Here is a 20553-nt window from a genome sequence, read left to right on the forward strand (position 1 = left end):
GTTGTGACAAGTCATGGTGAGAAGTAGCAAGACAGTACAACGCGTGAACAGCGGTAGCAGCTTGATTTACCACCTTATTTGACAAGACGACGGCGGCGCACAGCGCGCGTAAGACCGGACTCGGTCAAGCCAGTTTGCCTGGCGACCATAGAGCGTTGGAACCACCTGACCCCATCCCGAACTCAGTAGTGAAACGACGTATCGCCGATGGTAGTGTGGGGTCTCCCCATGTGAGAGTAGGTCATCGCCAGGCTTTAATATCCAACCCCGAGGTACACTGTGCCTCGGGGTTTTTTTACGCCTGCGGCATACGCGACCGCTTGTGGTAAAATGGCTCATGCTTGAAATCTCCCCCAATCTGTCTATTCCCCTGGATCAAATCGAATTGTCCGCGATTCGCGCCCAGGGCAGTGGCGGCCAGAATGTGAACAAGGTCTCCACTGCGATCCACCTGCGCTTCGATGCGCCCGCGTCATCGCTGCCACCAGAGTGCATCGCAGCGATACTCGCTCGTCGCGACAGCCGTATCTCCGCCGAAGGCGTTATTACGATCAAGGCGCAACGATTTCGCAGCCAGGTCAAGAACCGGGAAGATGCGCTGCTGAGGCTGGCGGAGCTGATCAACGCTTGCATCCGTCCGCGCAAGGCGAGGCGCGCGACGCGGCCGACGCTGGCCTCCAAGCGGAGGCGTTTGGAGGACAAGACCCGGCGCAGCAGCGTCAAGGCGCGCAGGGGCCAGCTCAAGGGCAACCCCGACGGCTGAAGCAATGGCGAAACGCTGATTTAGGAACTTGTTTTCTCTGGCGCGGCTGCCATTATGGCCACACTGGGCATCCAATTCTAAAATGGGCCTTGCAGCCACTGTGCTGACGGGGCGCGCAATCGGGGAGCAAATCGCGGTATGGGTCAGCCAGCTGTGTCGCCAGGTGACGGCCGCGATTTATCCATCCAGGCAGCAGTAGTTATCCTGCTGATCTGCAGTCTGCTGATGGGCCTGGGCGGGCTGGCGCTGGAAATGTTCTCCCACTTCACCGTGCCCCCCTGGCTGACGCTACGTTTTGAAGGCACCATAGGCATCTCCCTTGCCGGCGCATGCATGGTCGCCGCCGGGTTCGATAGTCGCCGCGGTCGCCAGATTACCGGCGCTGTGTTGTTGCTGTTTACAGCGTACAACCTCGGCCACAATCTGCTGGAGCCCACGGACACCAACTCACTGTTGACCGGCCGTGCGCGGCTGCCAAGTGTGCCCTCAGCGCTGTTAATGATGTTGGCGATAAGCTGCATTGCGGGCATGCACACTCCGCGGCAGAGGCTGTTGTGGAATATTTCAGCAACCTTTTCGTTGTTGACGGGCGTGGCGCTGGCGGTGGCCTACCTCGACCCCTCCAGGCGCTGGGCGGCCCTCGCAAGCTCGCAGTTCATGCCGCTGGGTACCGTTTTCTGCATTGTACTTGCCAGCGGCACACTGGTGACCGGCAATTATCCGGTGCGGCCGCTCCTGCGGCTGCCGCCCAACGCCATATTGATGGCCCTGATGGGGGCTCTCCTCAGCATGAGCTGGTGGTTTATGGGCAGCTGGGTTCAGCACGATGAGCGACTGCAGGCAGCGGACGCCGTGCTCAACAATTACGCTCTTACAGTAGCGCACGAACTGGACTCACAAACCAAGCTGATGCGTCGTATGTCCGCTCGTTGGGAAGCGATGGGAGAATTACCCTCGGGGCCCCTTGCCGAGGAGGATATCGGCAGCTATTTCCGCGATGTCCCCAATATGCGTGCTTTCGCGTTTCTTGATGATCGCGGTAACAGCTGGAGCCGCTCCCGTGACGCCGCGACTGAGCGCTGGCTGGCAACTACCATGGCAACTCCCCTGGTAACCGCCTGGCTGGAAGATTTCCGGAATTCGGGCGAATCGGAGGCGTGGGAGTTCCCGGATGCCGACCGACCCCAGCTCGCTCTGCTGGGGGTCAGCCCCGGTGAAAGCGCGGCCCAGAGGCTGGTGACCCTAGTCGATCTCAGCATCCTGGCGGACCAGGAGCTGCGGCAGAACCCAGGGGAGTTCTGGCTTGAGATTGTTCGCGCCGGCACCACGATTGCCCGCCCGGGCGTCGCCGCGAAATTCCCCAAAGACAACCCCTACATCAACGTCAGCTCGGAAGTAATCCTGCCCCCCGGGCAGCATGAGTTGACCCTGGTCGCCTCTGCTGGTGCGCCCCGCCTCAATACACTTAACGGGCTGCTACCGATAGGAGGCGGTTTGTTCGGCCTGCTTTTGACTTATCACCTGGTGATAGGGCGAGGTCTGCTCGACCAGCTCAATCAGCAGACAGCCGCTCTTCGCAACAGCGAGCAGCGTTTCAGGTCGTTATTCTCGCAGAATCCGGATGCTGTGTTTGCACTGAATACGGATGGTACCTATGCCAGCCTCAACCCCCTGACTCAGGCTGTCCTGGGTGTGGGCGAAGACGACATGCTGGGGCATGGATTTACGGAAGTGCTGTCCGAAGAGTCAGTGTCGGTGGAGGACAACAGGAAATCCCTGGCGGCATTCAGTCAGGCCCTTGATGGGCGTCCGCAGACTATTGCCATCGCCTTCAGCCTACAGGCTCAAGGCGAGCCCCGGCACTTCGATATCTCGCTTCTGCCGATCGTAGTCGATGGTCGGGTAGAGGGGGTTTTTGGTATCGCCAAGGATACCACCCAGAGAGCGGCTGACGAGGAGCGGTTACGTGTTCTCGAGCGCAGCCTTGAGGCCAGCAGCAATGCGGTTATCGTGGTGGATGCGCGCCGCAAAGGCTACCCGGTGGTGTATGTAAATCCGGCATTTACCCGTATTCTGGGGTATCCGGCAGACGCCGCGTTGGGTAACGATGGCACAGTCTTCCTCACGGGGGAATACGTTACCCAGGAAGACCGCGATGTAATCACCAATGCTCTGGAAAACGGCAAGAGCCTGTCATTGACCCTGCGCAACCAGCGTCGCGATGGAACCCCGTTCTGGAATCAGCTGTCTTTTTCCCCGGTTTTTGATGCCGGCCACGAGGTGACCCACTTTGTCGGGATTCTCAACGATATCTCCGAGCGCAAGGAGCAGGAGAGTCGCCTTGCCTATCAGGCGACCCACGATGCCCTGACGGGGCTGGGCAACCGGTCCCTGTTCAACGACCGCCTGGAACACGACTTCTCCCTTGCCCGTCGGCGTCGGAACCTGCTTGCGGTGCTGTTCATAGATCTGGATGAGTTCAAACCAATCAACGACACGCTCGGCCACAAGGTGGGAGATCAATTGCTGGTAAGTGTCACCGCGCGGCTGGGAGCCACCCTGCGCCCGAGCGACACCCTGGCGAGGCTAGGTGGCGACGAATTTGTGCTGCTGCTGCCCGATCTGAATACCGGTGACGAGGCGCAGGATGTTGCCGAGCGGCTGCTGGCTGAACTGGCGCGTCCGCACCGGGTGGCAGGGCAGGAGCTGCATATCTCCGCGAGCATAGGGATTGCGGTTATTACCGCTGATATGCGGGATCCCGAAAAGCTGGTACAACAGGCCGATATCGCCATGTACCAGGCCAAGCAGGCGGGCCGGAATACCTACCAGGTGTTTACCGGCGATATGGACCAGCGGCTGTCCGAACGCTTGACCATGCGCAATGAATTACAGGAAGCCATGGACAGCGATCAGCTGGAGGTCTATTACCAGCCACTGTTGAATGGGGCTGGCCACCTCGAGGGGCTGGAGGCGTTGTTGCGTTGGCACCCGCGCGGTGGCGATGCCGTGTCGCCGTCCGTGTTCATTCCCCTCGCCGAGGAAACGGGTCAGATCATCCAGCTCAGTCGCTGGGTGCTGGAGCGAGCCTGTCGGGACGCCGGTGCCCTGCAGCAGCAAGGGCTGTTGCAGGGCAAGTTGGCGGTGAATGTCTCACCCATGCAGTTCCACCGCGAAAGTTTCATGCCTGTGCTGGAATCGGTCTTGCGCCAGACCGGTTTCGCCCCCCGGCATCTGGAGCTGGAGCTGACTGAAGGTGTGTTGATGCGGGACACGGATGGCGCCATAGCCATTCTTGAGGCCCTGGCTGCGCTGGGCGTGGATACGGTAATTGACGACTTTGGCACCGGGTTCTCCAGCCTCAGTTATATCCGGACATTGCCCGTGCACAAGATCAAGATCGATGGCAGCTTCGTCCGCGGCGTGATCGACAATGCCAAAGACGCCGCAGTCTGCAAGGGCGTTATTGCCCTGGCCCGGGAACTGGACCTGCGGGTAGTGGCCGAGGGCGTGGAAACATCGGCCCAGTATGCCTACCTGAAACGCCACGGCTGCGAGGTTTTCCAGGGCTATCTTTTTGCCCGTCCCATGCCGCTGGCTGCGGTTACCCTGTGGTTGCGGGAGCGCACGGCCCGGTTTGGCTAGTACCCTGCCTCCAGGAGGCAGGGTACCAGGGTCTCAGCGGCTATCTCTGGCGACCCGGGCGCGCTCTATCAGGTACTGGCGAATGTTCTCGGACTGTTGCTCGCTGAGTACGCCGGCAAATCCCACCATGCCGTTCTGCCAGTGGGCGCCACCGCGGACAATGTTGTCCCAGCGCGCGTGGGTCGCCGCGGTCATCGCACGCAGGTCCGGCGTGGCGCCACCGCTGACGGCACCGTCTCCATGGCAGAATACACAGAAAGCCAGGTAGTTACGCTGCCCGTCCAGGAGTTCCTCGGCGCTGGCCGTGAGCTCCGGCGGATCGAATGCCAGGCTCGCAACCGTAGTGGCGGGTAACTGCTCATCGGCGCCCAGCCTGAAGACCAGCAATCGACTACGGTTGGGGATCGGCCCGGCCTTCAGGGCCTCACCACCCACCAGCGCGAGTGCCCCGCCCCAGCCGGCGACTACGGCGACGTACTGGACGCCATCCAGGCGGTAGGTTACCGGAGCGGCGACGACGCCGGTCTGGGCATCAAAGCGCCAGAGCTCATCGCCGCTGTCAGCGCGGTAGGCGACAAAGTGCCCCTCGGAATTGCCCTGGAACAGCAGGTTGCCGGCGGTGGACAGCATGCCGCCATTCCAGGGGCCGACGTGTTGCACCTCCCAGCGCGGTTCCGCGGCTACCGGGTCCCAGGCAACGATGGCGCCCTTGACCAGGTCGAGGACCGCGGCCTTGGTCGCGGGGTCATCCGGTAGCGCCGCAGGCAGGGCGTCGGTACCGGTATTCCAGTAGCCCGGCCGATACTCGAACTCCGTATCCTCGGCAAAGACATACGGCACATCCTGTATCGGGATGTACACCAGGCCGGTGTCCGGGCTATAGCTCATTGGATGCCAGTTGTGGCCGCCAATCGGTCCCGGCAGATGCAGGCCAGTGTCGCCTTCCTCATAGCGCGCAGCCGGATTCTCCACCGGCCTGCCAGTCTCCAAGTCGACATGGGTCGCCCAGGTGACTCCGGCGTAGGGTTCCGCAGACAGCAGTTCCCCACTGCTCCGGTCCAGAACGTAGAAGAAGCCGTTCTTGGGCGCCTGCATGATGACCTTGCGCTGGCGCCCATCGAACTCAATGTCGGCCAGGATCATGTGCTGGGTGGCGGTGTAGTCCCAGCTGTCGCCGGGCGTGGCCTGGTAGTGCCAGACATAGCTGCCGTCATCGGGATTGAGGGCGACAATCGACGACAGGTACAGGTTGTCACCGCCGCCGGGGCTGCGAATCTGGCGATTCCAGGGTGCGCCGTTGCCGACGCCGATGTACAACAGGTCCAGTTCCGGGTCGTAGGCCATGGAGTCCCAGACCGTGCCGCCGCCACCAATTTCCCACCAGGGGCCACCGCTCCAGGTAGCGGCGGCGGCCTGCATGGCCTCGTTCTCGAACCCGGCTTCCGGGTTGCCGGGAACCGTGTGGAAGCGCCAGGCGAGCTTGCCGCTGTCCAGGTCGTAGGCAGAAACATAGCCCCGCACACCGAGTTCGCTGCCGCCGTTGCCGATGATTGCCCGTCCCTTGACGATACGCGGCGCCCCGGTGATGGAATAGGGGCGGCTGCGGTCGGTGGTCTGGACCTCCCAGAGTAGCTTGCCGCTGGCGGCGTCGAGGGCGATCAACCTGCCATCAAGCGTCCCGGAAATGACCTTTCCGTCCGCAAAGGCGACGCCCCGGTTGACCACGTCGCAGCACAGGTGCACGGCCCACTCGCGGGGTACCTGCGGGTCGTGCAACCAGAGCAGCTCACCATTGCGCGCATCGTGGGCAAACACCATGCTCCACGAGGCCGTGGTATAAATGACCCCGTCGACGACCAGCGGCGTCGCTTCCATGCCGCGGCTGGTGGGGTAATCGAAGTGCCAGTCCAGCCCCAGGCTCGCGACATTGCTGCTATTGACGTCCTGCAGCGTACTGAAGCGTGTCTCCGCCGGGTTCAGGCCGTGTTGCGGCCACTCCACATCGGGGGCAACGGCGCTATCTGTAGCTGGCTGTGTCGTCGCGGCGTCGGTGGCGGGTTCGCCAGCACCGGATTTGGATTCACAACCGGTCAGAAACAGGACCGCGAACAACAGGGGCAGGAGTAGTTTGGAATACATGGGAGCATCCTTATTATCGGTAGGGCTCAAGTCTAGAGTATTCGCGCAGCGGGGGGGAAGCGCTTTGGCGAAGCACAACGGACAGGTAGCGGTCAGCAACCGTGGCACGCTGTGTCTGTCAGCTCTTGCTCTCGCCCTGTTGGTGTTTTTGCTGTCGGGGCTGGCAACTGCCGCGGACATGTCGCGATTTCAGCGCCTGGTGGTCAGCCTGGGACAGGCCGAGCCCGCAATCCGCGGTCGCTTTGCACGCATTGCGCTGCTGGAGATGGCCGAAATTCATCTCGCCGAGGCCGGACTGGCACGCAACCAGACGGCGCAGGACGCCGAGCCCGAGCGCCTGCTCGGCTGGGCGCGAGCGGTGGAGGCCTATGCCGGCCAACTGCTGCGGCTGCACGAGGATGTCGAGCAGGGGGCGCCGGTCTTGCTATTGCCCGGCCTGGTGGGGGATACCGCTATCCTGGTGGGAGAGCGCAGCATAATCATCAGTCATCCGCGCAGGGATCAGCAGCAGGCGCTGGAACAGGCGATCTTGCATGTTTTCTGCGGCCGGGAAAATTGCCTGCAGTTGTTGGCTGCGCGGGTCGAGCTTGCGCCCGAGCCTATCCTTGAGAGCCCGTCGAGCAGACCGCCAAGCTGGAGTTTTACCCGTTCCGGCCCTGTCTGTGAACAGAGCGGCCTGCAAATACAGTTTCCGGCAGCGGCGGGGCCCGGCGCAGGGAACCTCGCGCAATACCGCTCATTGTGCCGGCAACTGTTCGCGGAGCTGCAGCTGCTGGTGGCTGCACTGCGCTCGCAATTGCGGCAAGGCGTAGTCCCGGAATGGGGCGCCCTGGCCATCAGCGCCACTCCGCACCGGCCTGAACACAGCATTCGCCTCAATAGTGCGGGGGACAGTCTGTTGCTCGCGGTCCCCCTGTTACACAGCACGCCCGGGCTGCTGGGGCATATCCTGGCGTGGCTGCGCCCTCTCGCAGAGTCTGGCGTCGCCCCCGGGCTGGTGCTGCAGGCCAGGGACCTGGGTTGGTTCGGTTCGCCTGTAACTCCCGAACGCGATAGTATTCCGTCTACGAACCCTTGAACCTCTTCGTGGACTTATGATTGAAATCGTCAAAATTTATACGTCCGATCTTGAATTGGGCATGCACGTTTCCGGGCTGGACAGGCCCTGGCTGGAAACGCCATTTGTGCTGCAGGGGTTTCGCATTGAGACAGAGGAGGATCTGCGTAGCCTGCGCAAGTTCTGCCAGTTTGTCTTTATCGACACTGAAAAGAGCTCGCAGGAGGGGTACACGCTGCAGCGCAAAGTTCGCATCCAGCGGCCGCGAATTCCCAAACAGGCCATGTTTCCTACCCGCCAGCTGAAGACCTATGCCGACAGCGCGGCATGGGCCGAGGAGTTTCCGCGAGCTGAAACCGCGGTCAGGGAACTGTCCACCGGCATTGAAGAGGTTTTTCAGCAGGCAGCGGGCGGCGCTGCCCTGGATGTGGTGCGAGTCAAGCGCTCGGTCGAACCCATGATCGACAGCATTTCCCGCAACCCGGATGCCTGCATCTGGCTGGCGCGCCTGAAACAGCAGGATCACTATACCTACCAGCACTCACTGGGGGCTTCAATCTGGGCGGTTGCCCTGGGCCGCCAACTGGGGCTGCCGCGCTCGGATCTGCGCTCCCTGGCGATTGGCGGGCTGTTGTTCGATGTCGGCAAATTGCGTGTGGATCCCGAACTCCTCAATACTGACCGTCAGCTGACGCCGGAAGAATTCACGGAATTGCGCAACCACGTTGTGTATGGCGCGGAAATGATTGGTGCGACCGGGCTTATGAATACCGATGTGATTGCCATGGTTACCCACCACCACGAGCGCCACAACGGTTCTGGCTATCCCCGGGGACTGCACGGTGATGAGATTCCGATATTCGCCCGGATCGCCGCCATCGTCGATTGTTATGATGCCATCACCAGTCACCGGGCCTACGCACGGGCGATATCTCCGTCCACGGCGATCAAGATGCTCTATGAGGCCAAGGATGTGGATTTTCAGGCTGAGCTGGTGGAGGAGTTTATCCAGGCTGTTGGGATATATCCGGCCGGCACCCTGGTGGAGCTGTCCTCCGGTGAGGTGGCCGTAGTGGTAGCCGAGTATCGAACCCGGCGTCTCCGCCCCAGGGTCATGGTGTTGCTGGGTGCGGACAAGGAGCCTTTGGGCAGTGTAAGAACGGTTGACCTGCTGCGCGAAACCCAGGACGCCAGCGGCCAGCCGCTGGGCATCGCCCAGGCGCTGGAGCCTGATTCCTACGGCATAGACATGACCAGCATCCGTCTTTGAGTGGCCTCGTAACGTGACAGACACAACGCTAGCCCTGGATCGCGGCGGATTCATTGCGGCACTGGGAGTGTTTGTCGACCAGGCCCGTGCAGCGGGCGATCATCTGGGCCTGCTGCTGATCGATCTCAGCAATCTGCGGCTGATCAACCACCGCCACGGCTACGAAATTGGTGATCACCTGTTGCTGGAGGCGGGCCAGCAGTTATTGGCCATCAGCAAGTTGCCAGATACAGTGTTTCGCATTGGCGGTCACAGCTTTGCTTTTATCCTTCCCCAGCTCGATACCCCCGCGTTCATCGCCCTGGCCCTGAACCGGGTCCAGCGCCTGCTGGACGAAACGCTGCAGATCGACGATGAAATCCTGCCGCTGCAGCTGCGCATTGGTCTCGCGGTCAATCTCCAGGGCAAACATTCGCCCATGGTGACCCTGGCCCGTGCCGAGTCGAGCCTGACCCGGGTCAAACAGGGCAGTGCCCTGGAAATCGACGCCCTGATCGGGGAGGAGGAGCATGCCCAGGAAGGCACCGCCCTTGAGCAGCATTTCTCTGAGGCGCTCTATGACAACGCCTTTGACCTGTACTTTCAGCCGAAGGTCGACCTGCAAACCGGTCGTGTATGCAGTGCCGAGGCTCTGATTCGCTGGCACCTGCCGGGTTACGGCGCAGTATCCCCTGAGCGCGTGGTGCAGCTGGCCGAGGCGGCTGGCCAGACCTATGAACTGACGCGCTGGGTGGTCAATCGGGCCTTGCGTGCCATGCGGGAGTGGCGGGACACCGTCGTCTTGCCCCTGGCGGTGAATATCCCCGCCGGCCTGGTCAACAGCCCGGACCTGGCCAACATGCTGCACGGGGCGTTGACCATCTGGGGTGTGGAGCCATCCATGCTGACCGTGGAGGTCACCGAGGGCGCCGTGATTGAGGACAAGGAGGCGGGCTTCGACAATCTCCTGCATCTGCGGGAGTTGGGCATGGGGCTTTCCATCGACGACTTCGGCACCGGCTACTCGTCCCTCTCCTACTTCAAGCACATCCCCGCGACCGAGATCAAGATTGACCAGTCCTTCGTGCGGCGGATTCTCGATGACCCCCAGGATCGCGCGCTGGTGGGCATCATCATTGAGATCGCCCACCTGTTTGGCTTCTCGGTGGTTGCCGAAGGGGTGGAAGACGCAGAGTCGCTACAGTGCCTGCGGGAGCTGGGTTGTGATATCGCGCAGGGTTATCTTTTCTCCCGCCCGCTGCCGGAGCAGGAGCTGCTGACGTGGCTGCGGCAATACGACGGAGCTTTCCATGACTGATACGCAGAACGTACACGCTCCACCGCCGGGTGTTTCCGCAGAGCCGCTCTATGCCGTGGAAGACCATGACAGTTTGCCCGTTGCCGGCGCGGTGCTGCTAATGGCCAGGGCCACTGGTGCCCGGCTCAGCGTGACAGCGGACGTGGCCGCGGCGCTGCAGCGATGTACAACTTTCCGTTCACTGGCGGGTCACGCCAGCTACCTGGTTGAGCAGTTTCCCCAACTCGGTGGCAATGTGGCTGACGTGACCCGGGTTCTGCAGCAGGTCAGGGATGTGGGTCTGCTAATTCCGGCCGCGCGGGTTTGCGCTCAGGTGAATATCCCAGAGGACGACGCTCCCGATCTGGAGCGCACTGTCAGCTGTATTATCACCTGTGATCGCCCGGCGGCAGTTGAACGTCTGCTGGAATCGCTGCTCCGCGGTGCCAGGTTGGCGAGGCAAAAACGGCTGATCCTGATCGATGACTCCCGCGATGCGTCAAACTGCGCCGCGAACCTCGCGGCGGTGGAGCGTTTCAATCTGCTGAGTCCGACGACGATGGAGTATTTCGGGCCGCCGGAGCAGGACCAGTTGATTCAGTACGCGATTGCCGAGTTGCCGCGGCATGCAGACGCGATCCGTTTTCTTTTGCAGCGTGAGTCCTGGCCGGGCATGGCGACCTACGGTCGCGCCCGCAACGTCGCGCTGCTGCTGACGGTAGGCGAGCGCTGTATCATCATGGATGATGACGTCCTCTGTGCAGCATATACACTGCCGTACCAGGAGACTGGTGTGGCATTTAACGATGGCGGTCGGCAGGCGGACTTTTACCGCGATGCCCAGGACTGGCAACAGAGTGCAGTGAAACAGGATTTCGATCCATTGCTGGGCCACGGTCGCTGTCTCGGCATGGGTCTTTCCAGGGCGCTGCGCGCGCTTGGACACAACGCCTTGCTAGAGGAGCACCTCGCTGCGGTGAGCGCTGACTGGTGCGGTGGAATCAATGCCAGTTCGCCGGTACTGGTCACCCAGAGCGGATCCCTGGGCGATCCGGGAACCAGCAGTAATGGCTGGCTTGCCAATCTGGAGCCGGTTTCCCTGCGCCGCATGCTGGCCCGACCGGGCGGTCTTGCCAGTGCCCTGTCCCTGCGCCAGAACTGGTTGGGTCAGACCCGGCCGACGTTTACCGTGCGCCCGGTGATTTCCCAGGTGACAGGTTTGGACAACCGGGCACTGCTGCCACCTTACTTGCCCGCTCTGCGTGGGGAGGACCAGCTGTTTGGCAGCATGCTGGATTTCCTGCATCCCGACTCGCTGACCCTTGAGTACGACTGGGCCGTACCGCACCATCCCCTGGAGGAGCGCAAGGGCAATCCCGCGGGCGATGCAACGGTGCCCAGAGGGGGTGTGAGCCAGCTCACAGGGTTTATCGACGAGGCGCAGCCGGAGGACCCGGGAGTAGGGCTGGCGACGCGCATGGCTTTGCTGAGCTATCGTTTCGAAGAGCTCGGCCAGCTCTCGGATACCGGTCTTACGGCCCGCTTTCGCGCCAATCTGGCAAGGCTACAGGCCGCTCACCTGGAAACACTGGAGGAGCGTTTCCGGGACTCGTCAGCGCTTTCTGAAGAGTGGCGGCAATATCTGCAGCGCAATCGGCAGGCCTGTGTTGCCGCGTTACAGCAGTCGCCCGTTCTGGCGGACCTGCCCGGAGTGCCCGGCGACATGGACAGTGCAACCTTAGCCGGGGCGATCCGGCAGCGGGCGACAGGTTTTGCTGCAGCTCTGCGCGCCTGGGAAGAACTGCGGGAAGTTTGCCGTCGCCGTTAGCAGACTTGCCGGGGCGCCGCGGCAGGGCTGGAGGCAGCGCCATGCGGCGGCATCCGCAGACTTTGCTCAGCGGTCCTTGCGGGCACTGGCAAAAGCGGCCGCCAGTGCGGTTGCTGGGCCCTTGCTGGTTTCCCCACCCTTGCGCGGGCCCTGGCCGCCCTTGCCGGGTGGCCGGGGCTTGCCGCTATTCGCGCCACTGCCCTGGCGTTGCTCCCGGGGTTTTGGCTCAGCCTTGTCATTCAGACGCATGCTCAGGGCAATGCGCTTGCGCGGCTGGTCCACCTCCATCACCTTGACCCGTACCACATCGCCGGCCTTGACCACGTCCCGGGGGTCCTTGATGAACCGGTCCGCCAGCACCGAGATATGCACCAGCCCGTCCTGGTGGACGCCGATGTCGACGAAGGCCCCGAAGTTGGTGACATTGGTGACGGTACCTTCCAGCACCATGTCGGGCTTCAGGTCGGAAATCTTTTCCACGCCATCCTGGTAGCTGGCCACGCGGAATTCCGGCCGCGGGTCGCGCCCGGGCTTGTCCAGTTCGCTGATGATATCGGTCACGGTGGGCAGGCCCACGCTGTCGGTGATGTAGTCCTGGGGGCGCAGGCCGCGCAGAAATCCGGAGTCGCCGATAATGCTGGTGAGGGAACGCTGCTGGCGTGCGGCAATGGCTTCCACCACGGGGTAGGATTCCGGGTGTACCGCCGATGCATCCAGCGGGTTGGCGCCGTTGCTGATACGCAGGAAGCCCGCCGCCTGTTCGAAGGTCTTGTCGCCGAAACGCGCCACCTTGAGCAGGTCCCTGCGGCTGGCAAAGCTGCCGGCCTGGTCGCGGTGGGCGATGATGTTGGCGGCCAGGTTCTGGTTCAGGCCGGAGACCCGGGCCAGCAGGGGCACGGACGCCGTATTCACATCCACACCGACCGCGTTCACACAGTCTTCCACCACCGCATCGAGCTGTCGCGCCAACTGTACCTGACTGACGTCGTGCTGGTACTGGCCGACGCCGATGGATTTGGGCTCAATCTTTACCAGTTCCGCCAGCGGATCCTGCAGGCGCCGGGCGATGGAGACTGCGCCGCGGATAGTGACATCCAGGTCCGGGAACTCGCGGGCGGCAAACTCGGAAGCGGAGTAAATGGAGGCGCCGGATTCGTTGACCATGACCTTGCGGCATTTCAGCTCCGGCTGCTGCAGCAGCAGGTCGCCAACAAACTTGTCGGTTTCCCGGCTGGCGGTGCCGTTGCCGATGGCGATCAGTTCGACATTGTGCTCGCGGATCATTCGCAGCAGTTCGCCACCCGCTTCCCGGGTGCGGTTCTGGGGCTGGTTGGGGAAGATGGCGCCGTGATCCAGCAGCTTGCCGTTGGCGTCGACCACCGCCAGCTTGACCCCGGTGCGCAGGCCCGGGTCCATGCCGATGGTGGGCCGTGCTCCCGCCGGAGCCGCCAGCAACAGGTCTTTCAGGTTGTTGGCAAAGACCTCAATGGCCTCCCGCTCCGCACGCTCTCGCAGCTGGGTCAGCAGGTCGGTCTGCAGGTGGGTCAGCAGTTTGACCCGCCAGGTCCAGCGCACGGTTTCCGCCAGCCAGCGGTCCGCCGGCCGACCCTGATCCCGAATCCGCCAGTAGTCGGCGATCATGGCCTCGCAGGGATGGGCGTCGGTGGGCTTTTCCTCCGCGTCGAGGACCAGGTTGAGCTGCAGGAAGCCTTCGTTGCGGCCGCGGAACATGGCCAGGGCGCGGTGGGAGGGTACGCCTGACAGGGCCTCGGTGTGCTCGAAGTAGTCGCGGAACTTGGCGCCTTCGTTTTCTTTCCCGGCCACCAGGCGCGAGGCCAGCAGGACGTGTTGTTGCAGGAAGTCCCGCAGCTGCGCCAGCAGGTCGGCGTCTTCGGCAAAGCGTTCCATGAGAATCTGGCGGGCCCCGTCCAGGGCGGTCTTGCTGTCGGCAACGCCCTGATCGGGGTTGAGAAAGGCTGCTGCCTCCTGCTCCGGATCCAGACCGGGGTTGGCAACCAGGGCGTCCGCCAGAGGCTCCAGGCCGGCCTCGCGCGCGATCTGCGCCTTGGTGCGGCGCTTGGGCTTGTAGGGAAGGTAGAGGTCTTCCAACCGGTTCTTGGTGTCGGCCGCCAACAGAGCCTGCTCCAGCTCAGGCGTCAGCTTGTCCTGCTCGGTGATCGACTTGATGATGGCGCCGCGGCGGTCGTCCAATTCCCGCAGGTAGCGCAGGCGCTCGTCCAGATAGCGCATCTGGGTATCGTCCAGGCCACCGGTAACCTCCTTGCGGTAGCGGGAGATGAAGGGCACGGTGGCGCCCTCGTCGAGCAAGCCGATAGCGGCGCTGATCTGGCTTTCCCTGACGGCAAGTTCTTCGGCGATGCGCTGTGAGACTGTCCTGGTCATGCTGGTTTTGGGTATCCGGAAATGTTGCGGGAGGGCATTATGCGCGCGCAGCAGTGGGAAAACGATCTGGTATTTCTGCTGAATTTGTGGCTGTGGACGGGCGTTCGCGAGAGTGGCCTATACTGGTGTCAGGCAACCTGGAGACCTGGTCATGAAAACCCTGCACCTGCTGCGCCACGCCAAGTCGGACTGGAGTGGGCCCGGCGTCGCGGATCGTGACCGCGGCCTCAATGCCCGCGGCGAGCGGGATGCGCCGCGGATGGGCGCCGCGCTGGCGCAGCAGCTACAGCCGCAGGTGATTGCCGCGAGTCCCGCGCGGCGGGCACAGCGTACCCTTGAGGGTGTCTGCGCTGGCTGGCCGGCTATCGCCAATCTGCCGCACCGCACAGAGGCGGCACTCTACACCTTCTCGGTGGGTGACCTGCTGGCGTGGCTTGAGCACCAGGCAGATGCCGAGGAGTCACTGTTTCTGCTTGGGCACAACCCCGGGCTCACCGACCTGGTCAATAGGCTGGCGCCGGGCCCGGAGCTGGTGAACCTGCCGACGGCGGGTTATATCCAGCTGCGCCTGCCCATCGAACACTGGCGAGAGCTACGCGACTGCCGCGCCGAGGTGGCACTGCAGCTATTTCCCCGCGACCTCGGCTAGGCGCGGCCGGCCAGGCCGTCCTACTCGGCACCCCCAGCTCGGCCCGGCTCGGCGCCCCCGGCTCGGCGCCCCCGGCTCGGCGCCCCCGGAGGTGCCCCGTCAGCCCCGATGATGCGGGCTGTCATAGTCGATGGCCGGCCCCGCTGGCACGATACCCGTTGGATTGATGTTGCGGTGGGAAGCGTAGTAGTGGGTCTTGATGTGGTGGAAGTCCACGGTGCCGGCAATGCCTGGCCGCTGATAAATATCGCGGATGTAACCGGGAATGTGGCGGTAGTCTTCCAGGCGCTGGCGGTTGCACTTGAAGTGCCCGTGATAGACAGCGTCGAAGCGAATCAGGGTGGTAAACAGGCGTACATCCGCCTCGGTCAGGTCGTCACCGGTCAGATAGCGGTGGCTGGCGAGGTGCGCATCGATGTGGTCCAGTTCGGCAAACAGTTCGCGATAGGCTTCTGCATAGGCATCCTGGGTGGTCGCGAAACCTGCCCGGTAGACGCCGTTGTTGAGCGCCGGATAGATCCGGTCATTCCAGTGTTCGATATCCTGCCGAAGGTTTTCGGGATAGAGGTCCAGGGTGTTGCCGGTGAGGTCGTCGAAGGCACTGTTGAGCATGCGGATAATGTCGGCCGACTCATTGCTGACGATGGTGTCGCGCTGCCTGTCCCAGAGCACGGGCACGGTGACCCGGCCGGTGTAGTCCGGGTTTGCCCGGGTGTACACCTGATGGTGAAACCGATGCCCGTGGACCCGATCGCCGCTGCTGCCTTCCGTTTCATTGTAGGTCCAGCCCTGCTCCAGCATCAGCGGGCTGACCACTGAGACGTCGATCAGGTCATCAAGCCCTTTCAGGGTGCGGACAATCAGGGTGCGGTGTGCCCAGGGGCAGGCCAGGGACACATACAGGTGATAGCGCCCGCTTGCGGCGGCATAACCGCTGTCACCGCTGGGTCCGGCGCTGCCATCGGCAGTCACCCAGTGCCGGAAGCGCGCGCTCTCCCGGACGAAGCGGCCCTCGTTACTGTCCGTGTCATACCAGACATCTTTCCAGTTGCCGTCCACCAGCATACCCATGGCACATCTCCTCACTAGCGGGCTGAACTGCAAGTCTGAGTTCGATGGAGCAGAAGTTAAATCGCATTAATACGGAAACATTATTCGATAATATCGAATCTAATGCCGGGCTTGCTCAAACAGTTCCGCCAGGTGACACGCAGCGGGACCGGCCTGGTCGCGGTCGGCGAAGGTCAGGTACAGGGTCGCGTGGCGCCGGGCACCCTGCTCCAGGCGCAGTTCCCGCAGGCTGCCGTGCGCCAGGCCATCGCTGACCCGGGACAGGGGCAGCCAGGCGAAACCCAGCCCGCGGCTCACCATCTCCACGGAAGTTGCGACGTGGCTGACCGTCCAGCGCTGTTCCGCCCCCAGCCAGCCCGCGTCCGCGCGCCGGCCCAGGGCTGAATCCCGAAGCACGATCTGGCGCTCCCGCTGCAGGTCCTGCAGGGTGAGTGGCCGCTCCAGCCGATGCAGAGCGTGGGCACTTGCCGCCACCGCGACAAACTCCGTGCGCAGGACCGGTTCCCCGAGGAATCCGCCCGGGACCTCCGCCGCCACCAGCAGGTCTACTTCAGCCGCGTGCAGCAACTCCGCGCCGCCTGAGAGGACAGTCTCGAACAGCTCCACCCGGGTATTGGGGTAGGCCTGGGAAAAGGTTTGCAGCACCGCCGCCAGTTGCTGACAGGGATAGAGTTCGTCCACCGCCAGGCTGATTTCCGCTTCGGTCCCCTGGGCCAGGCTGCCGGCGATCTCCTCCAGTTGCGCCGCCTGGGCCAACAGTTGGCTGGCGCGCCGCAGCATCAGGGCACCGGCGTCGGTCAGCTGCGCCTTGCGCCCGACGACCTCCAGCAGGGGCAGTCCGAGCTGGTCCTGCAGCTTGTGTACCGCGTGATTGATGGTCGACTGACTCTTGTGGATGGCCGCGGCCGCCTGGGCAAAGCCGCCGTGTTCCACCACTGCCTGCAGCATCCGCCATTGTTCCAGGGTTGTCCGATTCAAGGCCGTGCTCTCGTTCTGTTTTGTCGAAAGGAATTGGCGAAATTATGCGATTTATATCCCAAAAATACGAGGATATTCTGGGAGTTCGCTAAAGGAGAGCTGACCATGTCCGACCGAATCATTCAGGAAATCCGCCGCGCCCAGCCCAGCCGCGATGGCGACGGGGTCGCGATTCAGCGCATTGCCGGCATGCAGCACGCGGCCATGGACCCCATCCTGATGCTGGATGAGCTGCGTGCCGAGCGCCGCGAGGATCTCGGCGGCGGCTTTCCGTCGCACCCGCACCGGGGCATGCAAACCCTGACCTACATGAAGCACGGCGGCATCATCCATGAGGACAGCCGCGGTAACCGTGGTGAAATCCGCGGTGGCGGTGTGCAGTGGATGTCCGCCGGCCGCGGCATCATCCATTCGGAGATGCCGACCCAGGACACCGAGGGCCTGCACGGCTTCCAGCTGTGGGTCAACCTGCCCGCGGCGGAGAAAATGGCCGAGCCTCGCTACCGGGATATTCCAGCCAGCGAATTGACGGTGCTGGACGGCACCGGGTTCCGGGCGGTCGCGATAGCCGGCGAGTGGCAGTTCGGAGCAAGCACAGTGGTTGGGCCCCTGCATGAACTTGCGCCCCGGGCCGGCGTGCTGGACCTGCACCTGCAGGCGGGCGCCGAGGTCACCCTGCAGCTGCCCGCAACGGAATCTGTGCTGGCCTACATCTATGAGGGAGTGCTGGAGCTTGCTCACAAGTCTCTGGGCGCGCGCCATCTGCTGGTGACCAGTCGCGGCGAGCGCTGGACCATGCAGGCAGGTGCCGCCGGTGCATCCCTGCTGTTGCTGCGCGGTGAGCCTCTGCGGGAGCCGGTGGCGCAGTATGGCCCCTTCGTCATGAACACCGAGGCGGAGATCGAACAGGCGATCAGTGACTACCAACGCGGTCTGTTCGGCTGACAGGTCTGGTGCCACCGCAGCGACGGCTGCCGTGGCGACGGCCGCCACAGCTGCGTTTAGCGGCCGGCAGTGGTAGTCTAGCGGCTTTGTTTGGGGGAGAACTGCGCGATGGGGCGACCACTGGCCGTCATCCTGATTTTGCTGCTGGCCGGCTGTGGCGCCAGCCAACCCTCCGCGCCGCTGCCGGAGCCTGAACCCGGGGTAAACCCTTTGGTCCAGTGTTCCTCGCCCCGGCCCCAGGTCTGCACCATGGAATATAATCCGGTCTGCGCCCAGCTTGCGGATGGAACAGTCAGCGTCTATTCCTCGCCCTGTAACGCCTGCGCCGACGACAGCGTTACCGGCTACCTGCCCGGAGCCTGTGCCGATGAATGAGTGCGTAGCATGAGTCTGACCAATCGCATTCTCATTGCCATGGTCGCGGGCATTCTGCTTGGGTCGCTATTCAACGTCATGCTCAGCAGCGCCGGCCTGGCGGACAGCTATCGTGCGGTGGTCAACGACTGGCTGGTCAACGGGCTCTTTGATGTCGTCGGCCGCATCTTCATCGCCTCCCTCAAGTTGCTGGTAGTGCCGCTGGTGCTGGTGTCGCTGATCTGCGGCTCCAGTGCGCTCGGCGATAGCGCCCGCATGGGCCCTATCGCGCTCAAGACCATCTGCTTCTACCTCGCCACCACCGCGATTGCGATCACCGTGGCCCTGCTGGTGGCAGTGGCGATCAGCCCCGGCTCCGGGGTGGAGTTGGCCGGGGAGGCTGAGTTCGTCGTCGCCGAAGCCCCGCCGCTGGCGGACGTGCTGGTGAGTATGGTGCCCTCCAACCCGATCCAGGCGATGGCCGAAGGCAACATGCTGCAGATCATCGTTTTTGCCCTGTTGTTCGGCTACTCCATCTCCCACGCCGGCGAAGCCGGGCGCCGGATAGCGAGTTTCTTCAGCGACACCGAAGCGGTGATCATGAAGATGGTTCTCATCCTGATGAACGTCGCGCCCTACGGGGTGTTTGCCCTGCTGGCGAAGCTGTTTGCGGAAATGGGTATCAGCGCGATCATGGATCTGGCTGCGTACTTCTTCACCGTCATGGGCGTGCTGATTTTTCACGGCCTGGTCATTTACAGCCTGCTGCTGAAGGTGCTGGCCGGGGTGTCACCGCGCATGATGCTGAGCAAGATGCGCCCGGTCTGGGCCTTCGCCTTCAGCACAGCGTCCTCCGGCGCGACACTGCCGGTCACCATGCGCACGGTCGAGCATCGCATGGGGGTCCATAATTCGGTTGCCGGCTTCACCGTGCCGCTGGGCGCCACCATCAATATGGACGGCACCGCGATCATGCAGGGCGTGGCCACCGTGTTCATTGCCCAGGTCTACGGGGTGGAGCTGTCCATGGTCGCGTATCTCACGGTCATCCTGACGGCCACACTGGCTTCCATCGGTACTGCGGGTGTCCCCGGGGTCGGCCTGATCACCCTGGCCCTGGTGCTGGAGCAGGCGGGCCTGCCGGTCGAGGGCGTGGCTCTCATTATCGGCGTCGACCGCTTGCTGGACATGGTGCGCACCATGGTCAATGTCACCGGTGACGCCACCGTTGCCGTGATTGTCGGCAGAAGCGAAAACCAGCTCGACGAGGCCGTATTCAACGACCCGCGGGCTGATCTGGAATCCAATCGGGAATAGAACATGTCCATTCAGGTCACCATTGTGCCGGTCACGGCCTACCAGCAGAACTGTTCCATCATCAAGTGCCTCGCCACTGGCCGCGGCGCCGTGGTCGATCCCGGCGGCGACGTGGAGCAGATCCTTGAAGCGGCCCGCAAGATGGACGTGGTGATCGAAAAGATCCTCCTCACCCATGGCCACATGGATCACTGTGCCGCCGCCGATGTGCTGCGCCAGCGCCTGGGGGTGAAGATCGAGGGGCCGCAGAAAGCCGACGACTTCTGGATTGCGAAGCTGCCCGAGTGGTGCCAGATGGCCGGTTTCCCCCACGCCGATGCCTTCGTGCCGGACCGCTGGCTGGAGCAGGGTGACACGGTCACCGTCGGCGAGCAGACCCTGCAGGTATTCCACTGCCCCGGCCATACTCCCGGCCATGTGGTGTTCCTGCACGCGGAGCAGCGCGTCGCCTGGGTGGGTGATGTGCTGTTCCAGGGCTCGATCGGGCGTACGGATTTCCCCCGCGGCGATCACGCCCAGCTGCTCAACAGCATCCGCGAGCGCTTGTTCCCGCTGGGCGACGACATCACCTTCGTGCCGGGCCATGGGCCCACGTCCACCTTCGGCCAGGAGCGGCGGACCAATCCGTTTGTGGCGGATGCGCGGTATGGGTAACCGTTGGCGGGTCCGGACTCCCGCGTGGCGCAGGGCCGACCGGGACTCGCCGTAAATACATCCATGTAGGCTCGTATCGCGCATCCATGCGCTCAACGGTCCCGGTCAGCCCTGCGCCACGCGGGAATCCTCCGTGCTTCCGTCTGGCGGAGCAGCTTCGCCAAATTACGGCGCGCCACTCTGGGAATTACGCTCGAAGGCACC

The 20553-nt window shown here is 63.2% G+C and carries 15 protein-coding genes and 1 rRNA gene; 12 read left to right on the forward strand and 4 right to left on the reverse strand.

The window, feature by feature from the left end; genetic code table 11:
* Window positions 1-137 precede the first annotated feature (137 nt).
* The 3 genes from rrf (at window position 138) to Q6D67_RS12915 (ending at window position 4408) form a co-directional block, all read left to right on the forward strand.
* Window positions 138-253, forward strand: a 5S ribosomal RNA gene (gene rrf, locus Q6D67_RS12905).
* An 84-nt stretch (window positions 254-337) separates the two neighbouring features.
* Complete coding sequence (arfB, locus tag Q6D67_RS12910; protein ID WP_304706032.1) at window positions 338-763, forward strand: alternative ribosome rescue aminoacyl-tRNA hydrolase ArfB; 426 nt, start codon at window positions 338-340, stop codon at window positions 761-763.
* A 138-nt stretch (window positions 764-901) separates the two neighbouring features.
* A complete protein-coding gene (locus Q6D67_RS12915; protein ID WP_304706033.1) occupies window positions 902-4408 on the forward strand; it encodes a bifunctional diguanylate cyclase/phosphodiesterase in 3507 nt (1168 codons plus the stop codon).
* A 33-nt stretch (window positions 4409-4441) separates the two neighbouring features.
* Here the strand turns inward: Q6D67_RS12915 and Q6D67_RS12920 are convergent, their stop codons facing one another.
* On the reverse strand, window positions 4442-6547 hold the full coding sequence (locus Q6D67_RS12920) for a PQQ-dependent dehydrogenase, methanol/ethanol family (protein WP_304706034.1): 2106 nt from the start codon (window positions 6545-6547) through the stop codon (window positions 4442-4444).
* 64 nt (window positions 6548-6611) lie between these two features.
* Between Q6D67_RS12920 and Q6D67_RS12925 the strand changes: the two genes are divergently transcribed.
* From Q6D67_RS12925 to Q6D67_RS12940, 4 genes are read left to right on the forward strand one after another with little or no spacing between them, the layout of a single operon-like run.
* Window positions 6612-7625 carry a hypothetical protein gene (locus tag Q6D67_RS12925; RefSeq protein ID WP_304706035.1) on the forward strand — a complete coding sequence of 338 codons (1014 nt, stop codon included), beginning with the start codon at window positions 6612-6614 and terminating at the stop codon, window positions 7623-7625.
* 16 nt (window positions 7626-7641) lie between these two features.
* On the forward strand, window positions 7642-8874 hold the full coding sequence (locus Q6D67_RS12930; protein ID WP_304706036.1) for an HD-GYP domain-containing protein: 1233 nt from the start codon (window positions 7642-7644) through the stop codon (window positions 8872-8874).
* Between the two features lie 13 nt (window positions 8875-8887).
* Window positions 8888-10171 (forward strand): bifunctional diguanylate cyclase/phosphodiesterase, encoded by a 1284-nt coding sequence (locus Q6D67_RS12935; RefSeq protein WP_304706037.1) that lies wholly within the window; start codon window positions 8888-8890, stop codon window positions 10169-10171.
* Window positions 10164-11978: a hypothetical protein gene (locus Q6D67_RS12940; protein ID WP_304706038.1), complete on the forward strand. Its 1815-nt coding sequence runs from the start codon at window positions 10164-10166 to the stop codon at window positions 11976-11978. Before Q6D67_RS12935 ends, Q6D67_RS12940 begins: the two co-directional genes overlap by 8 nt.
* A gap of 66 nt (window positions 11979-12044) precedes the next feature.
* Here Q6D67_RS12940 and Q6D67_RS12945 read toward each other — a convergent pair whose 3' ends face one another.
* On the reverse strand, window positions 12045-14381 hold the full coding sequence (locus Q6D67_RS12945; protein ID WP_304706039.1) for a Tex family protein: 2337 nt from the start codon (window positions 14379-14381) through the stop codon (window positions 12045-12047).
* Between the two features lie 151 nt (window positions 14382-14532).
* Here Q6D67_RS12945 and Q6D67_RS12950 point away from each other — a divergent pair, with 151 nt between their 5' ends.
* Window positions 14533-15030 (forward strand): histidine phosphatase family protein, encoded by a 498-nt coding sequence (locus Q6D67_RS12950; RefSeq protein ID WP_304706040.1) that lies wholly within the window; start codon window positions 14533-14535, stop codon window positions 15028-15030.
* Between the two features lie 99 nt (window positions 15031-15129).
* Here Q6D67_RS12950 and Q6D67_RS12955 read toward each other — a convergent pair whose 3' ends face one another.
* A complete protein-coding gene (locus tag Q6D67_RS12955; RefSeq protein ID WP_304706041.1) occupies window positions 15130-16101 on the reverse strand; it encodes a glutathione S-transferase family protein in 972 nt (323 codons plus the stop codon).
* Window positions 16102-16200: 99 nt separating this feature from the next.
* Window positions 16201-17079, reverse strand: coding sequence for a LysR family transcriptional regulator (locus Q6D67_RS12960; protein ID WP_304706042.1), 879 nt, complete (start codon window positions 17077-17079; stop codon window positions 16201-16203).
* Between the two features lie 105 nt (window positions 17080-17184).
* Here Q6D67_RS12960 and Q6D67_RS12965 point away from each other — a divergent pair, with 105 nt between their 5' ends.
* The 4 genes from Q6D67_RS12965 (at window position 17185) to Q6D67_RS12980 (ending at window position 20349) form a co-directional block, all read left to right on the forward strand.
* Complete coding sequence (locus tag Q6D67_RS12965; RefSeq protein ID WP_304706043.1) at window positions 17185-18024, forward strand: pirin family protein; 840 nt, start codon at window positions 17185-17187, stop codon at window positions 18022-18024.
* A gap of 108 nt (window positions 18025-18132) precedes the next feature.
* Entirely contained in the window at window positions 18133-18399 is a 267-nt protein-coding gene (locus Q6D67_RS12970; RefSeq protein WP_304706045.1) for a hypothetical protein, read from the forward strand.
* A gap of 9 nt (window positions 18400-18408) precedes the next feature.
* Window positions 18409-19695: a dicarboxylate/amino acid:cation symporter gene (locus Q6D67_RS12975; RefSeq protein ID WP_304706047.1), complete on the forward strand. Its 1287-nt coding sequence runs from the start codon at window positions 18409-18411 to the stop codon at window positions 19693-19695.
* A 3-nt stretch (window positions 19696-19698) separates the two neighbouring features.
* Complete coding sequence (locus tag Q6D67_RS12980) at window positions 19699-20349, forward strand: MBL fold metallo-hydrolase (RefSeq protein ID WP_304706049.1); 651 nt, start codon at window positions 19699-19701, stop codon at window positions 20347-20349.
* Window positions 20350-20553 lie beyond the last annotated feature (204 nt).

The sequence above is a fragment of the Haliea sp. E1-2-M8 genome, assembly GCF_030649675.1.
Lineage (GTDB): Bacteria > Pseudomonadota > Gammaproteobacteria > Pseudomonadales > Halieaceae > Haliea.